The organism is Fontibacillus forbon (assembly GCF_046559655.1).
Lineage (GTDB): Bacteria > Bacillota > Bacilli > Paenibacillales > Paenibacillaceae > Fontibacillus.
Map to the genome: position 1 here is coordinate 80,206 of NZ_JBKGFV010000002.1, position 20,832 is coordinate 101,037.

Consider the following 20,832-nt stretch of genomic DNA (forward strand, 5'->3'; position numbering starts at 1 on the left):
CGTGTCGCATTCAAAAAAATCCGATAATTCGCCTTCCGATCAGGAATTGGTGGCGCTAGCGCGTTCCGGGCAGCAGGATGCTTTCAACAAGCTGATGGAACGGCATCGCCGCCAAGCGCTGAACTGGGCGCGCAAAATCGCTGACGACCCTCACCTGGCCGAAGACATCGTTCAGGAAGGGTTGATCAGCGCCTTTTCTTACTTAGCTTCACTGGAGCATATCGAAAAGTTCGTTCCCTGGTTCCGCCGTATCATTACGAATCAGGCACTGATGCAGGTCAGGCGGGGAGGTCCTTACGCCAAAGAGCGCCCCTTCTCTTCCTACGTCAGCGAGACCGGGGATAATGATGGCAAGGATTTTCAACATATCGAATTTATTCTCGGCACGCTGGCCAAAAATGCAGCCAAAGAGCTGCAGCAAAACTTAGACCCCGCAAGGGAGATTCTCCGGCTGGATACCTACGATATGCTTCGAGAAATGCTTCAGGGCCTTAGCACCAAAGAGCGCGAAGTGTTCGAAGCCCATTTTTTCAAGCATTATTCTCCCCAAGAAATCGCAGCCATCTATTCTACCTCCTCCAGCAACATTTACACCATTTTGTCCCGGACACGAAAAAAAATCAGTCAGGCCCGCTATGAAAGCAACCTGCAAAATTACCTGCAAAGTCGGGGCGCAAGCCCGTCTTCCCGCATCCGATATCAGCTGCCGGAACAAGGCGTTTTTATCGGGGAAATCTGGGACACCTACGCGCTAAGCGTCCAACATGCGCTGCAATATACGGACTTCAACCATTACACGATGACCGAAATCATGGGCCTTACCGGTCAGGCTTTCCGGCTCCAGGTTCACCGGGACCGGGTTGACCTTGCCGGTGTTACGGCTTTTCATTGGCGAAACGTTTTCGGAAGAGGGTTGCTGAACCTTGGCTTTGCCAGTCGTTCTATCGGTGACGGAAGCCGAGTTCCGCAATCCCATGAATTGCTGGTCGAGGCGTTTTCGTTCATTCATCAAAGTATCGATCATGGTCAGCCGGTCATTGTTTGGGGAGTGCAACTGCCTTTTTTTGCACTCATCCACGGCTATGATGATGAGCAGCGACTCTTTCGTGTCACGGGTCTGTTTGAGCAGACTCAGCTCGGATATGAACAGCTCGGCCGCGAATGGAGTACCGATTTGTTCGCTATATCGTTAGGCACGCCCTTTGCCGTGAACGCGCAGGAAGCGCTGCGTGGAGCCCTGGGTATGATCCTCACGCATGCCGAAGGACGGGAGCGCACTCCGTATGCCGATTATATTCAGGGATTGGCTGCTTACGATTCATGGGCCTCTATATTATCTTCGGGCCATCTCGATCCCCTTGCCCACGCTTATACGGTTTGGTGTACGGCTAACGCCAGGTCCTTCGCCGCTCGATTTCTTGAGCTGGTTGCTGGCCGGCCGGAGGTTTATGGGCTCGAGGTTTGCAGTCTGGCAGGCGAAGCTACTGAATTTTACAAAAGGAGTGCCGACGCGCTCCGCCAAATGTGCAAGCTCTTTCCCTTTCCGGGCGGAGGATATCCGGAAGAGCCTAAAGTCAAGGAAGCCGGACTCCAGTTTCTTGAACAAGCTAAGGCGAATGAGGTACGAGGACTGCAAATTCTGAAATCCATATTTTTATTATTGTGCGATTCGGAAATGGTGTAAGATTCTTCCCCTCCATGGCATCAGATTGTATGTAAGAGGATTCTATTCCATGGAGGGGTTAAAAAATGAAAAGAAAAGCAATGATGATGTGCCGGTGTGCGATACTTCTGTTGACTGCGGCGGCCGTCGGCGGCTGCGACTTTGAAAAGACACCAAAATTTCAAGGCTCTTCCCCCTTTCGGGGAGATGCGGCAAATACAGGAGTTTATGCAACGAAAGGTTTGCCCAAATTGAACGGGGAAAAATGGAGTCTCAAGCTGGAAGCGCATATTCAGAGTTCACCGGTACTGGCGGAGGGTACTCTGTATTTCGGCTCCGAGGAAGGCCGGTTTTATGCGGTGGATGCCAACGACGGAAAAATTACCTGGGAAGCCGAATTCCCCGGAAAAATCAGATCATCCGCGGCCGTCGTGGAGGATGAACTATACTTTACCGATACAACCTCCACTTTGTATGCCTTGGAACGGGAGACCGGTAAGCTGAAATGGGCTCAAAAACTGGATGACAGCCTCAAAGATGAAGGTTTGCCGGACTTATGGGATTATTATATCGGATCTCCGGCAGTGGACGGGGATTACATCTATATCGGCGGCGAAGGTCCGCGATTTTACGCTATTCAGCGGCAAGACGGTTCTATCGTCTGGGAAACCGAGACGGCTTCTTTCGTGCACGGCAAAGCGGCTATTGCAGGCGGAACCATTTATATCGCGGATATGAGCGGCGAAGTCGCAGCCCTGGACCAGCAATCCGGGACCAAGCTATGGAGTGCCAAGTTCGGTCCGGTACAATCCAGCATGACTTATAAAGATGGAACGGTTTATTTCGGCTCCCGCGATCAGTACGTCTATGCCCTCGATGCCAAATCCGGCGATATCCAGTGGACCCTTCTTTCCCCGGGCGGTTCCTGGGTCGTCTCCTCCGCGGCTGCCAGCGACAAGCATGTCGTCATCGGAGCTTCCGACTCGAAGGTAGTGCATGTCTTTGATCGGGCGGCAGGCAAGCACAAATTTGATTTCAAACTGGACAGCCGCGTGTTCGCCTCCCCTGTAATTACGGATCAGATCATGTACTTTGGTTCCGCTTATACCGATGGCGGCAAGGCGAGAGATGCCTTCTATGCGGTCGACCTGGATAGCGGAAAAGAACTGTGGCGGTTTGAGGGTACGAAATCTCCGATCCTTTCCACACCGATCGTCGCGGACGGAGTCGTCTTTTTTGCCACCCTTGACGGTTACTTGTACGCGCTGCATTGAATTAACAAATTACTAAAAATCCGCTGTCCAATAAAATAGATAAAAAAATGACGGTGCCAAGGAGTTGATCCTCGCGCCGTCATTTCGTTCTAAGCCTCCGTCCGTTACTGGTACATTTCTACCGTCTGTACATATTTCCTCCGAACCGTGTCCAGTTCGCCCTCCGTCCGCCGCTGGGCGGATTGCAGCTCGGAAACGAGAGAATTTATCTCGTGTTGCCTTCCTTGAACCTGGTCGAGAGCATCCTTAATCCGGCCCTGAACGAGCCAGTCGGTGATCAGTCCGTCGAAGAAGTAGTCCGAGAATTTCAGCAGTCCCCCCACTTCCAATCCGGAGCCGGAGAAACTTCCGCCTACATCCTTCAGTTCTTTTTCAAACCGCCGCAGATTGTTCTGTGCCGCATAGATATGATCCATCGCTTCATCCAGACGGTTATGTTTAATATGCGTAGATAACATGCCGCCGCCCAGCATATCGTAAGTGCCCCAATTGCGCGCCGACTGAAGCCCCTCTTCCGCACGCGCCAGGTCGTCCTGCACCGACTGTCCTGCCCGGACGGCTTCCTCCAGTTCCTTGACCTCTACGGTCAGTACCGCCTGCCGCTCCGCCAAATCCATCAGTTCCTCATTTTCTTGAAGGATCTGCTTCTCTTTATCCTGGAAGATCCGGTCATAATCATTTTTCCAATACTTTACTTCCTGTAATTGCCGTTCCAGCTGACCGATCTGCTGAATCCCGTCCTGTAACGCCCGATCCGCTTCTTCATACTTAATCCGGGCCGCAACCGCCTCCCGCTGCTCCTCGTCCAGCTTCTCCATTTTTTTGCCGAGCATCGTATACAGCATGTTGGACAATGACATCCCGGTGAGCCGGTCGACGTCCTTCTCTTCCGCCGCAAGCCTGTTCCTCGCAATTTCTTTGGAATGCTCCAGCGAGGCAACCTCCTGCTTCAGCTGTTTCAGCCGCTGTTCCCATTTTTCTTTTTGGCGTCCTTTTTCCTTCAATTCGGCCATTCGTTCATTCAGGTTTTCGAACAACTAAGTTTCCTCCCTTTTTCGGCTTATGACTAGCTGTCGGATACCCCGCCGCAGACAACATTCCCGTTTATGCCATGCCATGTAATGGCACTTACGCACTTATTTCAAAAGGAACCGCCAATTCCCGACCGACCCGCCGGATGACGAGGAGAATCATCAAGAAAGCGATCGCGGTGGCCAAGCTGCTGATCAAAATCAACCCGGTCACTTCCGCGTTTAGTACGAACGGATAGGAAAACATGTATAGTGCCGAGCACCCGAAATAAAAATACCACCGGAATCGTACGGATGCGGCCAATTCGCCTTTTCCGCGAATCGCGGCGAGCTTGAAGCTTCCTGCGCAAATGCTGTACAAGAGCACCCACTGCAGTACCGCTTCGGCCAAATTCAACACCAGATCGACATTCAGGGACAACACCGGATTGCTCAAATGCAGTTCATGTGCGCGAAAAAACTGCGGAATCGAGATGATGCTTAGCGCAACGGAAGCCCAAACGCCCATTCTGAAGCTCTTTTCCTGCTTACGTAATCCGGAAAGCGCCGACAGAATCATCAGATAACCGATCACATTGGGCATCAGATCGATGACCACCCGGATATTGATTATGACAAAAGCCATTCCGTAACCGATGCGGTAAAATAGGGTTTTCATGATCCCGACCTCCTGGCCTTCACAATTGCGGCGACTTCGCGCTGTGATAAATAGGGGTCACTCTGGACAAAAATCGGATATGCGGCCTCTTTGCCGTTATCCAGCTTGAGTTCCATTCTAAGCAGAAACCGATAAACTTCACTTTTGACCATGGCGTCAACATTCGATGGAAGATCGAACTTATAAGTTAAGGTTGCCGTATCCCCCTTTTTAAAATTTAACGGAAAAGGTACTTGAGGCAGAGCTACGCCGCTATAAGTCGTTTCGCTCCCGAACTGGATCTCACTTTGGTCCAGATGCTTGATGCTTGGAGCTTCCAGAATCACCGTTATACGATCACCCAAACCAGGCAAAAAGGCGGAGAATATCCCGGTTATTACGGTATCCTTAGTAAACTTCACCCGCGTATATCCCGTACTTTCCGATGAAGATCCACTGGACATACTTTCGAGCGGGAGCTCCCCTTGCTGAAAATCGTTATAGACCCGAATCTCGCCGATCTCCATCTCTTTGGCCGAATTATCGTCAAAAACTACCTCGACCCGGTGAATCACCAGCGGTCCGTTTTCGGGAAACGTCGGCTGCAAGAGATCATAATCCATGATCTGCACCCGCATCGTCCCCTGGTTTTGATGAGCGTAGCTGTTTTGCACGAGAATCGGCGTCACTACCGCATTTGGAAGCTCCGGAATCCGGATCGACTGAATCTTCACTTTCGCTGATTTGTTTTCCAGATAGTTCAGGTCGAAGGTGTAGCCCGGCGAATTTTCCACTTCAATGTAATGCTTAAAAAACAGGGGCTCCGGAAGCTGGGAGTTATAATAAACCCACAGATTTCCTCCCCAGCTTCCCGCGATCAATACCAGCACAACGATAAAAACAATTCGTTTCATTGCATGTCCTTTCATGATTTGGAAGTCTCGCTTCGAACAAACGAACGAAGGCTACGCACTATAAACGCTTTCAGCATTATAAAAGTTGCCTGTTCTTCCGCTAAAACGAACGCCCAGACCCTACCGTTTCTCCCATGGGAATGCGCCGTTTTCTTCCGCTTGAGCAATCACCAATTCGCATAAACGGTGGCTTTCCAGCGCGTCCCTCGGCGAAATGGACGGCTGTTTGTTTTCCCGGACGCAGGTCAGGAAGTGGTCGATGATTTGCACGAACCCGCGGCGGTACAGCACCGGATCCCAATCGTTGAATTTCAACACCGTTTCTTTTCCGCCCGCAAAATGAGCAGTCGTATTCAATCCGTCAACGACCCATTTATTCCCCGGGTTCATCACATCAAGAATTTCATCGTTAGCCCCCGAATCCCGGTTCATCACTCCGGTGCAAAAAAAGCCGTTCCCTTGCAGCTGCAACTGAGCGTGAAATAACTTCCCTTCCTGAGAGAAAGTTATGATCTGCGGCGTTTCCGCAACTTCGGCGGGAGCCAGAAAACGAATCGTATCGATCACATGAATGAAATCGTCATACACAAACCGGCGCGCAAAATCCGGTGAGAAAAGACGGTTTTTTTGCAGCATAACCACCCGGCGGTCATTCTTTTCTTTCATGGCCGCCACCATCGGGGCGAACCGCCGGTTGAAGCCCACCATCAAAATAACGCCAAGTTCTTCCGCCAGCAGCGTAAGCCGCTCCGCTTCCTCATAATGATAGGAAATCGGCTTGTCCACGTACACATGCACCCCGCTGCGCATCAACTGCTCCGCAATGCCGGCATGCGATTCCGTCGACGTATGGATAAACGCCGCCTCGATGCCCGACGCGATCAACTCGTCCACGGTCCGCACCGCTTCCCGAACCCGATACTTATCGGACAACCTACCTAACGTCTCCCGGTTCCGGGTACAAAACCCAAGCTCAACATCCTCCCGCGCCGTAATCACCGGCAAATATGCCTTTTGCGCGATATCTCCAAGACCGATTATCCCGATTCTCATCGTATTTCCTCCCTATTGCTTAAGTTATATATGAAGCGCTTTAAATGACAATTCTTCATTTGCTGATTCCATTGTGGCATAAGGGGAGGGTGGGTGTAAACTTTGGGGGATTATGATGACAATAAAAACAAAAAAGACGCTAATCTGAATCAGATAAACGTCTGCAATATACCTACTACTTCCCCTCCGCCACAAACTTCTCCATCCGCTCCCGAATCTGGTCGCGCACCCGGCGGAACTCCGCCATAATCTCCTCTTCATTGCCTGTCGCTTTGGCGGGATCGTCGAAGCCCCAGTGCCAGCGGGTGGCGGTCGGGTTGGAAACGGCCGGGCAGTGTTCATCCGCATGGCCGCAGAGTGTAATGATATAATCGGCGCGGTTCAGGATCGCGGGGTCAATGACCTCCGAGCGGTGCTCGCTAATATCGATTCCAGCTTCGCCCATGACTTGCACCGCCCGGGGGTTCAAGCCATGTGCTTCGAGTCCTGCGCTAAGCACCTCAAAGCGGTCGCCGCCCAGCTGTTTCAGGAATCCGTCCGCCATTTGACTGCGGCAGGAGTTGCCTGTGCAAAGAAAGTATACGGTCTTCTTGTTCATATATATGTTCTCCTCTCACTATCTCATCTAATGGTTTGCTTAAGAAATAATCATCAACCACACATAAAGTCCGGTTAACGTAATGAACAACGTAGGTACGGTCAATAGAATTCCTGTTTTAAAATAGCGTCCCCAGGTGATTTTGATCCCTTTCCGGGACAGAACATGTAGCCACAGCAAAGTTGCCAGCGAACCGATCGGCGTGATTTTCGGACCAAGGTCGGAACCGATGACGTTCGCGTAAACCAACGCTTCCCGCACCAGGCCTTCTGTGTTTGTACTATGAATAGCCAGCGCATCGATCATCACGGTAGGCAGATTGTTCATAACCGACGATAGAATCGCGGCGATAAAGCCCATTCCGACGGTGGCGGCATAAACGCCCTGATCGGCCAGCCACTGAATCACGTCTCCCAGATGATCGGTAAATCCGACATTACGCAAACCGTACACTACTACGTACATCCCGATGGAAAAAACGACGATCGACCAAGGCGCTTCCTTGATCACTCGCCGGGTTTCGACGGCCGGACTGCGGCGGGTCGCGATGATAAAGAATATCGCCACGACTCCGGCAGCCAACGATACCGGAATACCGATGAATTCGGCGGACAGATAAGCTACCAGCAACAGACCGAGAATGAGCCAGGACAACCGGAACATGCGCGGGTCCCGGATGGCGTCTTCCGGTTTTTTTAGCTGTGTCAGATCATAATTCCCCGGGATCTGCTTACGGAAGAACAAGTACAATACCAGCATACTCGCGCCAAGCGAGACTAGGTTCGGTACAAACATTCGGATTACATATTCGAGGAATCCGATGCCAAAAAAATCGGCCGAGACGATGTTGACCAGATTGCTCACCACAAGCGGCAGAGAAGTCGTATCCGCGATAAAACCGCTCGCCATAATAAACGGCAACACCATCCGGTCATCGAATCGTAGCGCCCGGACCATCGCCAGCACGATTGGCGTCAAGATCAAGGCCGCACCGTCATTCGCAAACAAAGCGGACACAGCCGCGCCAAGCAAAATCACGTAAACGAACATGCGCTTGCCGCTCCCACCGGCCAATCGGGCCATATGCAGCGCCGACCACTCAAAAAAGCCGATTTCATCAAGCAAAATCGAAATGATGATAATCGCCACGAAAGCTAGTGTAGCGTTCCAGACAATGGCCGTTACATCCCCCACATCGCCAAAGCTCACTACGCCAAATGCCAGAGCCAGCACCGCACCGCCCATGGCGGACCACCCGATGCCGAGCCCTTTGGGCTGCCAGATGACAAATACCAAAGTAAGTAGAAAAATAAATCCCGCAACGTACTCCAACTTCAAAACTCCTCTTCCGTCAATTGCAACAATCGCCGTCAGCACAGGTACTGATCGGCTTCAAAGCTTCTGCAGGGACGGGCACCGCGTCCATCACGGCTTGAACATAAGGCTTGTCTTCTACCGTGAGCAGATAGTAAGACCACTGTCCGCGCCGGGATTCCTTGACGAGTCCCGCTTCCCGCAGCTTGCGCAGATGCTGGCTGATATTCGGCTGCGTCGTTTGCAAAGCGTCTACGAGATCGCAAACGCAGCGTTCCCCGTCTTTTAAAATCGCCAGAATCGTAAGCCTTGTCTTATCCGCCAACAGCTTCAAAATCGTAATCATTTCATCCATGCCTGCACGCCCCTTTCTGAAAATTATTATAAAATCACATCTAAATATAATCAACCACTTATATAAATCCATTTTTAAACATTGACTCCATTTCATTTGTACACCATAAATGGACAAAAACAAGAAATTGTCCACCTAAAAGTGGACATCGGGAATATTTGACTCAAGTCGAGAAAAAATCTATATTCAGGCAAAGCAACGTATCAACTCACTATATATAGATGATTCAATTCATTATAAATCATAAATCTTCAACAAAGATTGTCCACGCTCTGGTGGACATTTCTTTAAATAATCCATCCATTAAGGACAAAACACATTCGCGATACTCCTCTGAACCTCAACGAAGCCCATTAAAAAAAGCATCCCTTAGGATACGCGGCCCGGGAGCAACCCGGACCACGACCCCAAGATGATGCGATTAACGATTAATGTTCAACCCCGACCTCAACGCGTTCCAAAGATTAGTCAAAATTACTCTGCTTCACTAAGCTCGTTTCCGCTCTCTTCCGCCGCAAATGCTCTCCGGTTCAACCAACCTACCCCAGCTGCCAACACGCTGATGGCTGCGGCGAACAGGTACATATTGACGATCCCGAACCACTCGGCCACCCCGCTCATGAACAGCAGCGAAAGTCCGAATACCGTATTCAGAAGCGTAGCTTGCGCCGAGAACACTTTTGGCAGCAAATCCGGACCCGCACTCCGCTGAATCAAGGTCCGTCTGGAGACTGCGGCAAGCTCCGTAAACGGGCCGGTTAGTAGGACGATCAGCAAGGTTAGAGGCGCAAAATCGTTCAGTGCGAACCAAACCGTCAAGACAGCATACCCAAGCATGCCGAGTAGCATCGCCGGGAAGATTCTTTTTTCCAACCGCTCCACCAGTGCTACGACAAGTATTCCGCCTATAACGGCACCGGCAAAATAACTGGCGTTGATATATCCCCACCACTGTTCGTCTTTGAGCAGAACCTCGTTCACGAAGACCAGCATGAAAGCCCCGGCCCAAACGGACCCGCCCAGCATATCGGTCATATCCATCAGCGTCAGCGAACGCAGGCGCGGGGACCGCCATAAAGCGACCCAACCTTCCTTCAAAGTATCCCAACGGGATGGTGGGTTAAACGTCCCGGCCGGATTCAATTCATCAGCTTCTCCAACCTCTGCTACTGTAATTGGAGCCAAACCGGTACGCACATCCCGAAGGCTGCGTCGCTTCGGCTCGGTCGGGTCCTCGATCAGCAACGTGATCGCCATGGCTAAACCATAACCTACCGCAACGGCGACCAGAACCGGAAAAGATCCGAACGTCGCCACAAGTAAGCCGCTGATAGCCCAGCCCGCAAACTGGACGATCTGATCGGTCGTTGCGATCAGGCCGTTCGCCTTCATCAGTGCCTGATCGGATACGAGTCGCGGCACCAGCGCATTCCGGGCCGGCGTCGTCCAGCCGTCGAGGAATGAAATGCAGACGATGAGCCCATAGACAGGCAAGAGTTCATCCCCGCCGAACATCGGCGACAGATAACCGGCCAGCAGCACAAATAGCAGAAACTGTCCGAACTGCGACAAAGTTAGAAGGAAAGGCAGCCGATACCGTGCAATCATGAGCGGAGCAATCAGACCGCTAAACAATTGTGAAGCCACCCGCAAAAATGGTACCAGCGTGGCAAAAACGACGGAACCCGTCACTTTAAGCACATACGTGGTTAGCGCAACAATATAGAGCACGTCGACGGTGTTGGACAACGTCTGCGAACCCCATAAATAATAGAAAGACCGTTTGAACATCACTTTGTTCGCTCCTTATTCAATTGTATAAGTCCCTTTGTAGACGGGATTAGGAAGTGAAAGCAAAGTTCAAACTCAGATCGGTCTCATAACGGCTCCTTTATTTAAAGTAATTAATTTAACGGTGAACAAACTCTACTTTAATAATCTCATGATAAAATATCAGTGATTTAATGTACCTTTTTAGTTTAAATCGCCTGAAAAGGAGTGCTCCATTTGAACACGGACCTTGATCATGAAATAAACCAACCTAAACAATCAAAGTCAAGCAGAGATTCAATCTCGTCATCTTCACCGGCTCCAGGCTCACGCCCCAGGCAACTGCTCGAGATATTTTCGGTTTCCGCCAAACTGGGCCTCACCTCGTTCGGCGGCCCGATCGCACATCTCGGTTACTTTCACAATGAATATGTAAAAAATCGCAAATGGCTCGATGAAAAAAACTACGCCGAGCTTGTGGCGCTGTGCCAGTTCCTCCCCGGCCCGGCAAGCAGCCAGGTCGGCATCGGCATCGGCCTCTCCCGGGGCGGCCTGCTCGGCGCCGTCGCCGCCTGGATCGGCTTCACGTTGCCGTCGGCCGCGGCGATGACGCTGTTCGCACTTACGCTGCGCGGCAGCGACGTCAGCGGCGCGGCCTGGCTGCACGGCCTGAAGCTCACCGCCGTGGCGGTCGTCGCCCAGGCCGTGTGGAGCATGGGCCGCAAGCTGGCGGCCGGCCCCAGCCGCGCCGCGATCGCCGTGCTCGCCGCGGTGCTCACGCTGCTATGGCCGGGCGCGTTCGGCCAAGTGGCGGCGATCGCCGCCGCGGCCCTAGCCGGGCTGTGGCTCTATCGCCGGGAGGCGGAAGCTCCGCCCGGCTTGCCAAGCCGCGAGCCCGACATCCCGGCTGCCAGGCCGCCGCTGCCAGCGCTCCGCCGCAGGGGCGCCGCGATCAGCCTGACGCTGTTCGCCGCCTTGCTCATCCTGCTGCCGCTAATCGCGCAGCGGTTTCCCGAGGCGGGCGGCGGCGCGCTGCCGCTGATCGACAGCTTCTACCGCGCGGGCTCGCTCGTCTTCGGCGGCGGGCATGTGGTTCTGCCGCTGCTGCAGAGCGAAGTCGTCCCGCCGGGCTGGGTCGGCGAGTCCGACTTCCTCGCCGGCTACGGCTTCGTCCAGGCCATGCCCGGCCCTTTGTTTACATTCGCGGCTTATCTCGGAGCGGTCAAAGACGGCCTATCCGGCGCTTTGGTCGCGATAGTGGCCATCTTCCTGCCCGCTTTCCTGCTAATCGTCGGTGCGCTGCCCTTCTGGAGCCGCCTCTGCCGGAACGCCAACATCCAAAGGGCTCTCCAAGGCGTCAATGCCGCCGTCGTTGGAATTCTGCTCGCGGCGCTGTACAACCCGGTTTGGACGAGTTCCGTCCGGACCGTCGGCGATTTCACGCTCGCCTTGCTGTTGTTCGCCATGCTGGCCTGGTGGAAGCTGCCGCCTTGGACGACGGTGCTTGCCGGTGCCGCAGGCGGGATGCTCTTACCGCAATTAGGCGCGTAATATAATCCGGTTACGGTTATTCCTCGTAGATCATTTTCCGCGTCATCCCGCCGTCAACGACGAGGTGCGCCCCGGTCACGAACGTATTGTCCGGATGGCTCAAATACAGGCACGCCTGGGCGATATCCTCCGGCGTTCCGACCCGGCCGGCCGGATGCTGCCGGTGATCGGCTTCCTTCAGCGCCCCGTAATCGCCCGTCTCGATCCAGCCCGGGCTGATGCAGTTGACGCGGATGCCATCCCCGCCCAGCGAGACCGCAAGCGCGTGGCTGATCGAGACGATCGCGCCCTTGGAGGCCGCATAAGCCTCCGAATTCGGCTCCGACATCAGCGAGCGCGTCGAGGAAATATTGACAATGGCGCCGCCCTCCGGCTGGCGATTCATCACCTTCGCCGCTTCCCGCGATGCCAAAAAAGTGCTGCGGACGTTCGTATTCAGCACGTCGTCCCACTCGTCCACCGTCAATTCGTACGGCGATTTAAAGCGGGATACGCCGGCATTGTTAATCAGCACATCGATTCGTCCAAATTCCGTTACCGTCTCGGCCATCAACATCAATACGTCCGCTTCTTTCCGAACGTCACAGCGGATAAAGCGCCCCTGTCCGCCTTTCTCAGAAAGAGATGCCGCCGTCGAAGCCCCGGCCTCCTCGTTCATTTCGGCTACAATCACGATCGCGCCTTCCCGGGCATAAGCCTCCGCCACCCCGCGGCCGATGCCTTGCCCGGCTCCCGTTACGATTACAACCCGATCTTTAAAAGGTTTGCTCACTACCTTGCGCCTCCTTGTCTCAAGCTTGACCCGCCGCGATGTTACCGATCAAATCCGGCATCCAGTCCATAACCGATCCAAAAGAATACCCTGCCGCTTTGGCTTTGGAAATATCCAGCACCCAGTCCGAAGGGATGCCGAACGGCGATTCGTTCCCTTTGCCCGCTTCATTTTCCGGCAAGACCAGCGGTTGTTTGCCGGTTGCCCTTTCGATTAATTCAAGCAAGCCCGCTATCGTCAACTCCCCATCCGAGCTTGCATTGACCGGACCAGTCAGCGTGGAGCTTCCCAACCATTTGAGGAAAGCAGCGGTTTCCGCTGAGGAAATGTAAGACATTGCCGCTTCCGCATTCGGAAATCCGATCGGCGCTTCGTTCATGACCCGCTCGACGTGAAAATGTAGTCTGCGGGTATAATCGTCCTGTCCCAACACGATCGGAATCCGCATGGCCGCAACCGGAAAAGGCGCCTGCTGGAAGAAGACCGCTTCCGCCTGTCTTTTTCCTTCCCCGTAATCCATATCTTCCCGGTCCCCGGTGCTCCATTTGTAGGTATAAGGATTGAACTCTTCTTCAGACAACGGGGATTTGCCGAATTCATAAACCGACAATGTCGAGGTCAGCACATAACGTCCCACAAGCCCGTCAAAAGCACGGACAGCAGCCAGCGCCTCATTCGGCGAATAACAGATGTTGTCATAGATGACGTCCCACGGCCCGGCTTCAGCTGCTTTGACGAGCGCTGCCTCATCCGTTCGATCAATGGTCATCCGCTTCACGGGGCCTTCAAATTCGACTTCCGTCAAACCGCGCGTAGCTACGGAAATTTCGTGACCGCCTTCCTGAAGAAGCAGGTCCACCAGCCTTTTGCCGAAATATCTCGTTCCGCCAAGCACTAACACCTTTGCCATTCAACACACCCCGTTCGAACCGTATTTTTCACGCAAGTTTCTTATCCTGGTTCCACAATAATGGAAGCTTCTTGCCGATTCGGACCCTGCTCCTCTTCTTGTTCCATCTCCCTATGCTAACGGCTGCCGAACAGACTTTTCATTAAACTCAACCCGCACAACAGAGAGAAGTAGAAGTGGCCTTCATTCGCCGCTACATCTTTATATAACGAGTAATAGGGCAGGTTTAGATACAGGCTCAACACCGGGTACAGCATAAGAATTAAACTTGGGATGAAAACGAAAAAGAACAAAGGACGGTAAAACTTCTTCCGGTTCGGAAGGCCGCCAAGCAGACTGGCATACGCTCCCAATACCAGGCCGTACAATATATTTCCTAACATGCCGTAACCGATTTTCAGCAATCTCTCCGGATTCTGCTCCATCATCGCGACAAAACGGTTACCGTAATAAACCAGTACCAACGCGCCGAGAATCCACAGCAAATAATAAAAGTATCCCTTGGATTTGTTCATGGGCCGACTCTCCTATGTATCGATTTGACAATCCTTATTCGGCAGCATCCTTCGGCGGCATCTCGGTGTCCGTCATTCCTGCCTTGACCCGCTTCAATTGCGCAACAATGATGATGCTGATCACGACGAGCAGAAACCAGGAGCTGATTTTGCCGATATGCACCAGCCGCCATACTTTCTCCTGATCCGGGTAACTCCAGGCTCCGAGAAAGGTGGATATATTTTCCGCTACCCAAATAAAGAAGCCGATCAGTAAAAAAGATAAGGTCAATGGCATCCAGTACGCTTTGCCGAGCAGCGTAAAATGAACCCGGGACCTGATGAATACGATGACCAGCAGTCCCGTAAGCACCCAGCGATAATCGCCGATAAAATGATGCGTGAAAAAATTAAAATAGATCGCCGCGCACAGCGGTACAACATATATAGCTTTCGGCCAACCGGTCATTTGCAGGTTCATCCTGCGCCAGGCCTGGCAAATGTAGCTTGCAACGCTGGCGTACATAAATCCGCTATAAAGCGGAACGCCGAATACTTTGCTCCATCCCGCTTCCGGGTAAGACCAGGAGCCCATATGCACTTTAAACAGCTCCAGACCGAGCCCGATCAGATGAAATACGCAAATGACTTTCAGTTCATCCATCGTCTCCAGCTTGAAAACGACCATTCCCGCCTGAGCAAGCAAACAGATCAACAAGATCAAATCGTACCGGGGAATGCCGGGAATTTCGACCACCTTGGTCAGTGCGAGCGTTCCGAATATGATGACCGGAAAAATGCAGCACAACGCCTGTAACCAAGCGAACTGAAGCAAGTTACGGATAAAAGTCATAATTTCTCTCCTGTCCCTGCCCATAAAGAACATCGGGCTCTAGGCTTTAAAAACTCGACTAAAGATTTCAAGCCAAACGGAAATAAGTTCAATAAACAAATTTTAGCATACATGCGCCACATGCGCCCATGAAGCATTCGTCCGGATCGCACTTCTCAAGTTGTCACCACGGTAAGCTGCGGCCAGATCCTGAGCCATTCTTTCTCCCGAATCCTTTGCTCAAAAATACTCCTGTCGCGAAAATATGGACTTTGCCGCACTAGCAAACCAAGTAAATCATCGAGGCCGAAAGGGGCTACAATTTCGATGTCCCCTCCTTCATTAAGGCTCGCGCCTACGGCCGTTGCGGTTTCGGGCCAGTGTAACATGGCATCGGCCACCGATCGGTAAGGCGGCTCGTCGTTTTTCCGATGCATGCGGGCCTGATTTTTGACGGACCAGTCCCGATTCGGAATCCTTTCCTTTAACTGGGCGTCCAGCCTTTTTTCCATGCCTTCGTCCAGACATTCCGGGTCGAAATAAAGCACATCCACATCGTGAAGCGGCGTTCTGTCCGCATATCCATGCATGACGTCCCAGACAAAGTTGCGAAAATATCCCGCCGCGATGCACCCCTGCGGCAATCCCAGGGAAGCAACGGCTTTCAGATCAGCCATCATTTCGGCTTGCTTTCCGATCGCAGCCCTTAATCCTTCTGAATCGGTAATCCGCGAGACTTTATTCGCATCCAGCACAAAATCCCTACCTTTCAAGGATCAAACGTTCCTTCATTATACAACAGAAAAACCGGGCGCTGATACATAAAACGCGCTTCATTATGTTCTAACGGACATAGGAGACCTTAAAAAGTGCGCAAACTCCGCTATTGCGAATTAACGGTCACAGGAGACCTTATTTCCAAGGAATCGACGGAAAAACGGTTAAATTCCTTCGATTAGCGGCTCTCATGTCCGTTAGGATTCCATAGCCAGCTAAAATCTTCATTTAACGTCCGCCATGTCCGTTAGAATCGGTACAATCAATCGCATCTTGCCTCCCCGCCCTACTTCCATGCATACGCAAAATGCGGCTAAATCCCCATAGGGATCTAGCCGCATCTCATATCAAACCGCTTTTACCAAGCGCGCTAACCAGGCTTATGCCGACCGCAGCGCCTCATCTTTCGGCAGCAGCACGGTCAATAACCCGATCAGCGGCAAGAAGGAGCAGAGCTGCATGATGAAGAAAATGCCCCACTGGTCGGCGAAATGACCGAGCACCGCCGAGCCAAGTCCGCCCAGCCCGAAGGAAAGGCCGAAAAACAGGCCGGACACCAGTCCCACCTTACCCGGCAGCAATTCCTGGGCATAGACGACGATGATCGAAAAGGACGACGACATGATGAACCCGGCTAACACGACGAGCACACCGGACCAGAACAGGTTTGCATAAGGAAGCAGCAAGGAAAACGGTGCAGCTCCGAGAATGGACAACCAGATGATGTTTTTGCGTCCGTACCGGTCGGCCATCGGGCCGCCGAAGAACGTGCCGACGGCGGCCGCGGCAAGGAACGCGAACACGTACCATTGCGCAGCGCTTTTGCCTACCCCGAAATGGTCCATCATGAAGAAGGCATAGAAGCTGGAAATGCTGATGGAATACACGTTTTTGGAAAACAGCAGCAACACCAGCACCGATATGGCGAGCCCTACTTTTCCCTTGCTTAGCCCGGATTTTTTCGTTTCTTCCCCGCTCTGGGCAGTGCGGCGCGGTCGGGGTTGTACGTTCAAAGAAGTGTACCAGCGGGCGACGAAGAACTGGATAATAATCGCCGCTATCGCCGCAAAAGCGAACCAGACCACGCTGCGCTGGCCAAGCGGAATAAAGATGAGCGCCGTCATCAGCGGGCCGAGCGAGGTGCCGATGTTGCCGCCGACCTGAAAGATCGACTGCGCCAGGCCGCGCCGGTTCCCGGCCGCCAGGTAAGCGACTCTGGAAGATTCAGGGTGGAACACCGATGATCCGAGTCCGATACAGGCTACGGCCAGCAGGATGATGCTGTACGCGGGGGCATACGCCAGCATGACGACGCCGACCAGCGTGAAGCATACGCCGAGCGGCAGTATGTACGGCCGAGGACGAATATCCGAGTACAGGCCGACCAGCGGCTGAAACACCGAAGCCGTAATATTCATGGCGAACGAAATCCAGCCGATCTGTCCGTAGCTTAACGCCAGCGAATCCCTCAGAATCGGGAACAAGGCCGGTATGGCCGATTGCATCGTATCGTTCAACAAATGAACCATACTGATCGCAAACAGGATCGGGTACACCGTTAACGCCTGCGCAGTGGGCTTGATTGCTGCGACTTTATTCATTCAAATCTCTCCATCCGACCACTTTGTCCGTATTATTTAGAAATTAAAATTGTCCGGATCCGATCCGAACCGTTTGTTTAGGTTCAATCCATCGATGGCGGCGATATCCTCCGAACTCAGCTCAAAATCAAAGATATCGGCATTCTCGGTAATCCGCCCTTCGTTGACCGATTTCGGAATCGTGATCACGCCAACCTGCAGATCCCAGCGCAAAATGACCTGAGCCGCGGTTTTGCCGTATTTTTTGCCGATGGAAACCAGGGTATCGTTCGTGAGCAAATTGCCTTGACCGAGCGGAGACCAGGCTTCAAGAAGAATGCCCTTTTCCGTCGCGTATTTCAGCAGTTCTTTCTGGGTCAGTTGCGGGTGGAGCTCTACCTGATTCACGGCCGGAACGACTTCGGCGTCAGCCAGCAAATCCTCCAAGTGATGAATTTGGAAATTACTCACGCCGATCGCGCGGACTTTGCCTTCTTTATAGACTTTTTCCAGTGCACGATAGGTATCTTTATACTTGCCCTTAACCGGCCAATGCACCAGGAACAGGTCGATATAGTCCAGGTTCAATTTGCTCAGGCTGGTCTCGAACGCTTGCAGCGTCGTCTCGTAGCCCTGATTGGAATTCCATACTTTCGAAGTAATGAACAACTGATCCCGAGTCAGTCCGTTCTCTTCCATCGCTTCCCGGACTGCTTGTCCGACGCCTTCTTCATTATTGTAAGCAGCAGCGGTATCGATGCTGCGGTAACCGGCGCGGATCGCCGATTTGACGGCCTGGATAACTTCCTCGCCTTCCTGGGCTTTATATACCCCCAAACCAAACCACGGCATGTTCACTCCGTTATTGAGCTTTACAGTTTCCTGCAAATTGTTAGGCATGATTTTTTCCTCCTTAGGTTGGGTTATGATGAGAAAAATATTCCAAAGTATATTATGACCTACCTCGGCCAAAATTTAAAGCCGCATCGAAAATGACAGCCCTCCCCCATCGCATCATATTAACTGGAAAACCTACAGCTAAATTAGGGTAGATTAGCTTTTAACCACATTTAGATGGAAAAACTACAGTTATTTCACCTCAAATCAATGACATTGGCTTATATCAGCCAAAATAGCTACAGGTTTTCCAGTTAATTTCACGATAAGCACCAGATCCGTAAATTTAACTGTAGGTTTTCCAGTTATTTTTTTTCGCACCCCGGAAAGATGGTAACCGAAACGCAAAAAAGCCGGGACGCGATCTCCCGGCCTACGATATGGAACGAAAATAGGATGGCTAAGGCTTCTTTTTTCGCTAAAATGATATCATTGCGCCCGTCTCGTCGAAAATGGCCGACGGATTCCAGGCGACTTCCCATACATTGAACTCGGGATCGGCAAAATACGCGGACCGTCCGCCCCAAAACGCCTCCTCCGGTTCCTTCAATATCACCGCTCCGGCTTGCCGGGCTTTTTCGATCGCCGCGTCAACCTGTTCGGGTTCTTCCACATTGACCGCCAGCGACATCCCTCTGTAACCAGGCTTTTGCTTTTCCGCGCCTTCGGGAACCAAGCCTTCCAAATGGGCGTCCTTCAACAATTCTCGGTAAGGGAAAATGCTCAGCAGTACTCCGGCCGTTGTGAAAACACAGTAATCGTCAGAACTGGTCGGGGTGTCTTCCCATCCTAATCTGGTGTAAAAGGCTCTGAGCGAAGGAAGATCTTGTGCGCCAAAAGTGATCAAAGTAATCCTCTGCGGTAACATTTCTATCCCTCCCAATCGTATTTTGTTTTGATGGACATTTCACCCCAAAAATAATTAACTTTTTCTGGTATTCTATATCCTACATCAAAACAGCACGATTGACTAGGCCGTCTCTTGCCCTTTCCGCAATTTTTGTCTGGCGCGGTACAGCACGATTTTGAAATGGGACAGCGCGATCCCCATCAGATTAGCCGACTCCTGATAGGAAAATCCGTGCACATCGTAAAGCAGCACCGCGTGCTGTTGATTCGGGGGAAGCATGGACAGCATGGCGAACAGCTCCTCCCGGCTTTCCACGGACAATACGCTGGCTTCCGGCGTTTCTTCGCTCGGCATATTATGAAAGAACTCGTTCTCGTAAGCCGAGGAACGGCTCTCTTTGCGTAATCTGTCAATATACGCGTTATGGGCTACGCGAAGCAGCCAGGCTTTCGTTTTTTTGCCTTCCAGATCCTCGATCCGGCTGCATGCCCGGTAAAATGTTTCTTGCATCAGATCCTCGGCATTATGGTGGTTACGGCATAAATAAAACAAATATCGGTAAACATCGTTTTTATATTCACGGTAGATCATATCCATCGATGACTTTTTCATATGGACCCTCCTCAGATTCTAAACCCGTAGTCGAGCAACTTGACCGTGTCGGACCAGACACCCTGCTCGGTGGAATGAAGCACTACGGTGATCAGTTCTCTCTCTTCTCTTACGGCCGAGCCTACAAGGCAGTATCCGGCTTTTTCCGTGTATCCGGTTTTCACTCCGTTAGCCCCTTGAAAATACCATTCCCCGCTACTGTTCAGCAGCTTGTTCCGGTTTTGGAACACGTGATCTTCTTGACCCTCCAGATCCGCGGCGTATTCGGTTTCCCCGACAAGCTCATTAAACACTTCAAGATTCATGGCTTCCCGGGCGATCAGCGCCATGTCATAGGCGGTTGAATAATGATCGGGATCGTGCAATCCGTGCGGATTGACAAAATGGCTGTTTACGGTCCCGAGCTCCTTCGCCTTCTCATTCATTAACTTGGCAAAATAAGCGATAGCCTGTTCCGGGCTTTGGCGTTCCCCTGTTTCCAGTTCGGCTATGTAAGCCGCCGCCGTTCTGGCTGCATCATTTCCCGAAGGCAACATCATCGCCGCCGTCAAATCCCTGACGGTCAATTTCTCCCCGGGAACGAGTCCGGCCGAGCTTTCGTCCGCCGTTCGCAAGAGTACCTCGTCACCAACCGTTACCAGGTCATCCGGCTCACTTTTCTCCAGCAGAATGAGCGCGGTTAATATTTTCGTGGTACTGGCCGGGTACATTTTTTTCTTTCCGTGATCACTGTATAAAATCTCCCCGTTACCCCGGTCCATAATCAAGACCGCTTGCCCTTCTACTCCGGCAAGTTCGGGAGTCCGTATCCCGCGCCAGGTTTGCTCCACTCGGTCGATCAAGGCGTTCCCGTGTTTCTGCACGTTTTGAAACGATAACTTGTCATAAAACAGAAAAACGAGAATGATAAGCAACAGTAAAATAAAACGTTTCTTTCTAAACAAAACC

At 52.1% G+C, this 20,832-nt stretch carries 21 protein-coding genes; 3 read left to right on the top strand and 18 right to left on the bottom strand.

Features of this window, described 5'->3' with window-relative positions; all coding sequences use genetic code 11:
* Position 1 precedes the first annotated feature (1 nt).
* Together ACLB09_RS07030 and ACLB09_RS07035 are read left to right on the top strand one after the other, a co-directional pair.
* A complete protein-coding gene (locus ACLB09_RS07030; protein ID WP_410769094.1) occupies positions 2–1,684 on the top strand; it encodes an RNA polymerase sigma factor in 1,683 nt (560 codons plus the stop codon).
* A gap of 65 nt (positions 1,685–1,749) precedes the next feature.
* Positions 1,750–2,937 carry an outer membrane protein assembly factor BamB family protein gene (locus ACLB09_RS07035; protein ID WP_410769095.1) on the top strand — a complete coding sequence of 396 codons (1,188 nt, stop codon included), beginning with the start codon at positions 1,750–1,752 and terminating at the stop codon, positions 2,935–2,937.
* A 104-nt stretch (positions 2,938–3,041) separates the two neighbouring features.
* Here ACLB09_RS07035 and ACLB09_RS07040 read toward each other — a convergent pair whose 3' ends face one another.
* The 8 genes from ACLB09_RS07040 to ACLB09_RS07075 all read right to left on the bottom strand — a co-directional run bounded on the left by ACLB09_RS07040 (position 3,042) and on the right by ACLB09_RS07075 (position 10,630).
* Positions 3,042–3,974 (bottom strand): hypothetical protein, encoded by a 933-nt coding sequence (locus ACLB09_RS07040; RefSeq protein ID WP_410769096.1) that lies wholly within the window; start codon positions 3,972–3,974, stop codon positions 3,042–3,044.
* Between the two features lie 91 nt (positions 3,975–4,065).
* A complete protein-coding gene (locus ACLB09_RS07045; protein WP_410769097.1) occupies positions 4,066–4,626 on the bottom strand; it encodes a hypothetical protein in 561 nt (186 codons plus the stop codon).
* A complete protein-coding gene (locus tag ACLB09_RS07050) occupies positions 4,623–5,519 on the bottom strand; it encodes a hypothetical protein (RefSeq protein WP_410769098.1) in 897 nt (298 codons plus the stop codon). Before ACLB09_RS07050 ends, ACLB09_RS07045 begins: the two co-directional genes overlap by 4 nt.
* A 120-nt stretch (positions 5,520–5,639) precedes the next feature.
* Entirely contained in the window at positions 5,640–6,572 is a 933-nt protein-coding gene (locus ACLB09_RS07055) for a Gfo/Idh/MocA family protein (RefSeq protein ID WP_410769099.1), read from the bottom strand.
* A gap of 175 nt (positions 6,573–6,747) precedes the next feature.
* Positions 6,748–7,170 carry an arsenate reductase (thioredoxin) gene (gene arsC, locus ACLB09_RS07060; RefSeq protein ID WP_410769100.1) on the bottom strand — a complete coding sequence of 141 codons (423 nt, stop codon included), beginning with the start codon at positions 7,168–7,170 and terminating at the stop codon, positions 6,748–6,750.
* A gap of 39 nt (positions 7,171–7,209) precedes the next feature.
* Positions 7,210–8,502: an arsenic transporter gene (locus tag ACLB09_RS07065; protein WP_410769101.1), complete on the bottom strand. Its 1,293-nt coding sequence runs from the start codon at positions 8,500–8,502 to the stop codon at positions 7,210–7,212.
* Positions 8,503–8,521: 19 nt separating this feature from the next.
* Positions 8,522–8,839 (bottom strand): ArsR/SmtB family transcription factor, encoded by a 318-nt coding sequence (locus tag ACLB09_RS07070; protein ID WP_410769102.1) that lies wholly within the window; start codon positions 8,837–8,839, stop codon positions 8,522–8,524.
* Between the two features lie 474 nt (positions 8,840–9,313).
* Entirely contained in the window at positions 9,314–10,630 is a 1,317-nt protein-coding gene (locus ACLB09_RS07075; RefSeq protein ID WP_410769103.1) for an MFS transporter, read from the bottom strand.
* A gap of 279 nt (positions 10,631–10,909) precedes the next feature.
* Here ACLB09_RS07075 and chrA point away from each other — a divergent pair, with 279 nt between their 5' ends.
* Positions 10,910–12,160 (top strand): chromate efflux transporter, encoded by a 1,251-nt coding sequence (chrA, locus tag ACLB09_RS07080; RefSeq protein WP_410770047.1) that lies wholly within the window; start codon positions 10,910–10,912, stop codon positions 12,158–12,160.
* Positions 12,161–12,176: 16 nt separating this feature from the next.
* Here the strand turns inward: chrA and ACLB09_RS07085 are convergent, their stop codons facing one another.
* The 10 genes from ACLB09_RS07085 to ACLB09_RS07130 all read right to left on the bottom strand — a co-directional run bounded on the left by ACLB09_RS07085 (position 12,177) and on the right by ACLB09_RS07130 (position 20,828).
* On the bottom strand, positions 12,177–12,932 hold the full coding sequence (locus ACLB09_RS07085) for an SDR family NAD(P)-dependent oxidoreductase (RefSeq protein ID WP_410769104.1): 756 nt from the start codon (positions 12,930–12,932) through the stop codon (positions 12,177–12,179).
* A gap of 19 nt (positions 12,933–12,951) precedes the next feature.
* On the bottom strand, positions 12,952–13,842 hold the full coding sequence (locus tag ACLB09_RS07090) for an NAD-dependent epimerase/dehydratase family protein (protein ID WP_410769105.1): 891 nt from the start codon (positions 13,840–13,842) through the stop codon (positions 12,952–12,954).
* A 116-nt stretch (positions 13,843–13,958) separates the two neighbouring features.
* Positions 13,959–14,357: a hypothetical protein gene (locus ACLB09_RS07095; RefSeq protein WP_410769106.1), complete on the bottom strand. Its 399-nt coding sequence runs from the start codon at positions 14,355–14,357 to the stop codon at positions 13,959–13,961.
* Between the two features lie 34 nt (positions 14,358–14,391).
* Positions 14,392–15,189, bottom strand: coding sequence for a DUF817 domain-containing protein (locus ACLB09_RS07100; RefSeq protein WP_410769107.1), 798 nt, complete (start codon positions 15,187–15,189; stop codon positions 14,392–14,394).
* Between the two features lie 155 nt (positions 15,190–15,344).
* Positions 15,345–15,848, bottom strand: coding sequence for a nucleotidyltransferase family protein (locus ACLB09_RS07105; RefSeq protein WP_410770048.1), 504 nt, complete (start codon positions 15,846–15,848; stop codon positions 15,345–15,347).
* Positions 15,849–16,325: 477 nt separating this feature from the next.
* Positions 16,326–17,546, bottom strand: a complete 1,221-nt coding sequence (locus ACLB09_RS07110) for an MFS transporter (RefSeq protein WP_410769108.1) — start codon at positions 17,544–17,546, stop codon at positions 16,326–16,328.
* 36 nt (positions 17,547–17,582) lie between these two features.
* On the bottom strand, positions 17,583–18,425 hold the full coding sequence (locus ACLB09_RS07115) for an aldo/keto reductase (RefSeq protein WP_410769109.1): 843 nt from the start codon (positions 18,423–18,425) through the stop codon (positions 17,583–17,585).
* A 415-nt stretch (positions 18,426–18,840) separates the two neighbouring features.
* Positions 18,841–19,290 carry a VOC family protein gene (locus tag ACLB09_RS07120; RefSeq protein ID WP_410769110.1) on the bottom strand — a complete coding sequence of 150 codons (450 nt, stop codon included), beginning with the start codon at positions 19,288–19,290 and terminating at the stop codon, positions 18,841–18,843.
* 102 nt (positions 19,291–19,392) lie between these two features.
* Positions 19,393–19,884, bottom strand: a complete 492-nt coding sequence (locus ACLB09_RS07125; protein WP_410769111.1) for a sigma-70 family RNA polymerase sigma factor — start codon at positions 19,882–19,884, stop codon at positions 19,393–19,395.
* Positions 19,885–19,895: 11 nt separating this feature from the next.
* Entirely contained in the window at positions 19,896–20,828 is a 933-nt protein-coding gene (locus ACLB09_RS07130; protein ID WP_410769112.1) for a D-alanyl-D-alanine carboxypeptidase family protein, read from the bottom strand.
* Between the last annotated feature and the right edge of the window lie 4 nt (positions 20,829–20,832).

What these genes read in the sequence shown, in the direction of transcription:
- ACLB09_RS07035 (WP_410769095.1), top strand. Translation starts at nt 1,750, where the DNA reads ATGAAAAGAAAAGCAATGATGATGTGCCGGTGTGCGATACTTCTGTTG.
- ACLB09_RS07045 (WP_410769097.1), bottom strand. Translation starts at nt 4,626, where the DNA reads ATGAAAACCCTATTTTACCGCATCGGTTACGGAATGGCTTTTGTCATA.
- ACLB09_RS07050 (WP_410769098.1), bottom strand. Translation starts at nt 5,519, where the DNA reads ATGAAACGAATTGTTTTTATCGTTGTGCTGGTATTGATCGCGGGAAGC.
- ACLB09_RS07055 (WP_410769099.1), bottom strand. Translation starts at nt 6,572, where the DNA reads ATGAGAATCGGGATAATCGGTCTTGGAGATATCGCGCAAAAGGCATAT.
- arsC (WP_410769100.1), bottom strand. Translation starts at nt 7,170, where the DNA reads ATGAACAAGAAGACCGTATACTTTCTTTGCACAGGCAACTCCTGCCGC.
- ACLB09_RS07070 (WP_410769102.1), bottom strand. Translation starts at nt 8,839, where the DNA reads ATGGATGAAATGATTACGATTTTGAAGCTGTTGGCGGATAAGACAAGG.
- ACLB09_RS07075 (WP_410769103.1), bottom strand. Translation starts at nt 10,630, where the DNA reads ATGTTCAAACGGTCTTTCTATTATTTATGGGGTTCGCAGACGTTGTCC.
- ACLB09_RS07090 (WP_410769105.1), bottom strand. Translation starts at nt 13,842, where the DNA reads ATGGCAAAGGTGTTAGTGCTTGGCGGAACGAGATATTTCGGCAAAAGG.
- ACLB09_RS07095 (WP_410769106.1), bottom strand. Translation starts at nt 14,357, where the DNA reads ATGAACAAATCCAAGGGATACTTTTATTATTTGCTGTGGATTCTCGGC.
- ACLB09_RS07100 (WP_410769107.1), bottom strand. Translation starts at nt 15,189, where the DNA reads ATGACTTTTATCCGTAACTTGCTTCAGTTCGCTTGGTTACAGGCGTTG.
- ACLB09_RS07105 (WP_410770048.1), bottom strand. Translation starts at nt 15,848, where the DNA reads ATGATGGCTGATCTGAAAGCCGTTGCTTCCCTGGGATTGCCGCAGGGG.
- ACLB09_RS07110 (WP_410769108.1), bottom strand. Translation starts at nt 17,546, where the DNA reads ATGAATAAAGTCGCAGCAATCAAGCCCACTGCGCAGGCGTTAACGGTG.
- ACLB09_RS07115 (WP_410769109.1), bottom strand. Translation starts at nt 18,425, where the DNA reads ATGCCTAACAATTTGCAGGAAACTGTAAAGCTCAATAACGGAGTGAAC.
- ACLB09_RS07120 (WP_410769110.1), bottom strand. Translation starts at nt 19,290, where the DNA reads ATGTTACCGCAGAGGATTACTTTGATCACTTTTGGCGCACAAGATCTT.
- ACLB09_RS07125 (WP_410769111.1), bottom strand. Translation starts at nt 19,884, where the DNA reads ATGAAAAAGTCATCGATGGATATGATCTACCGTGAATATAAAAACGAT.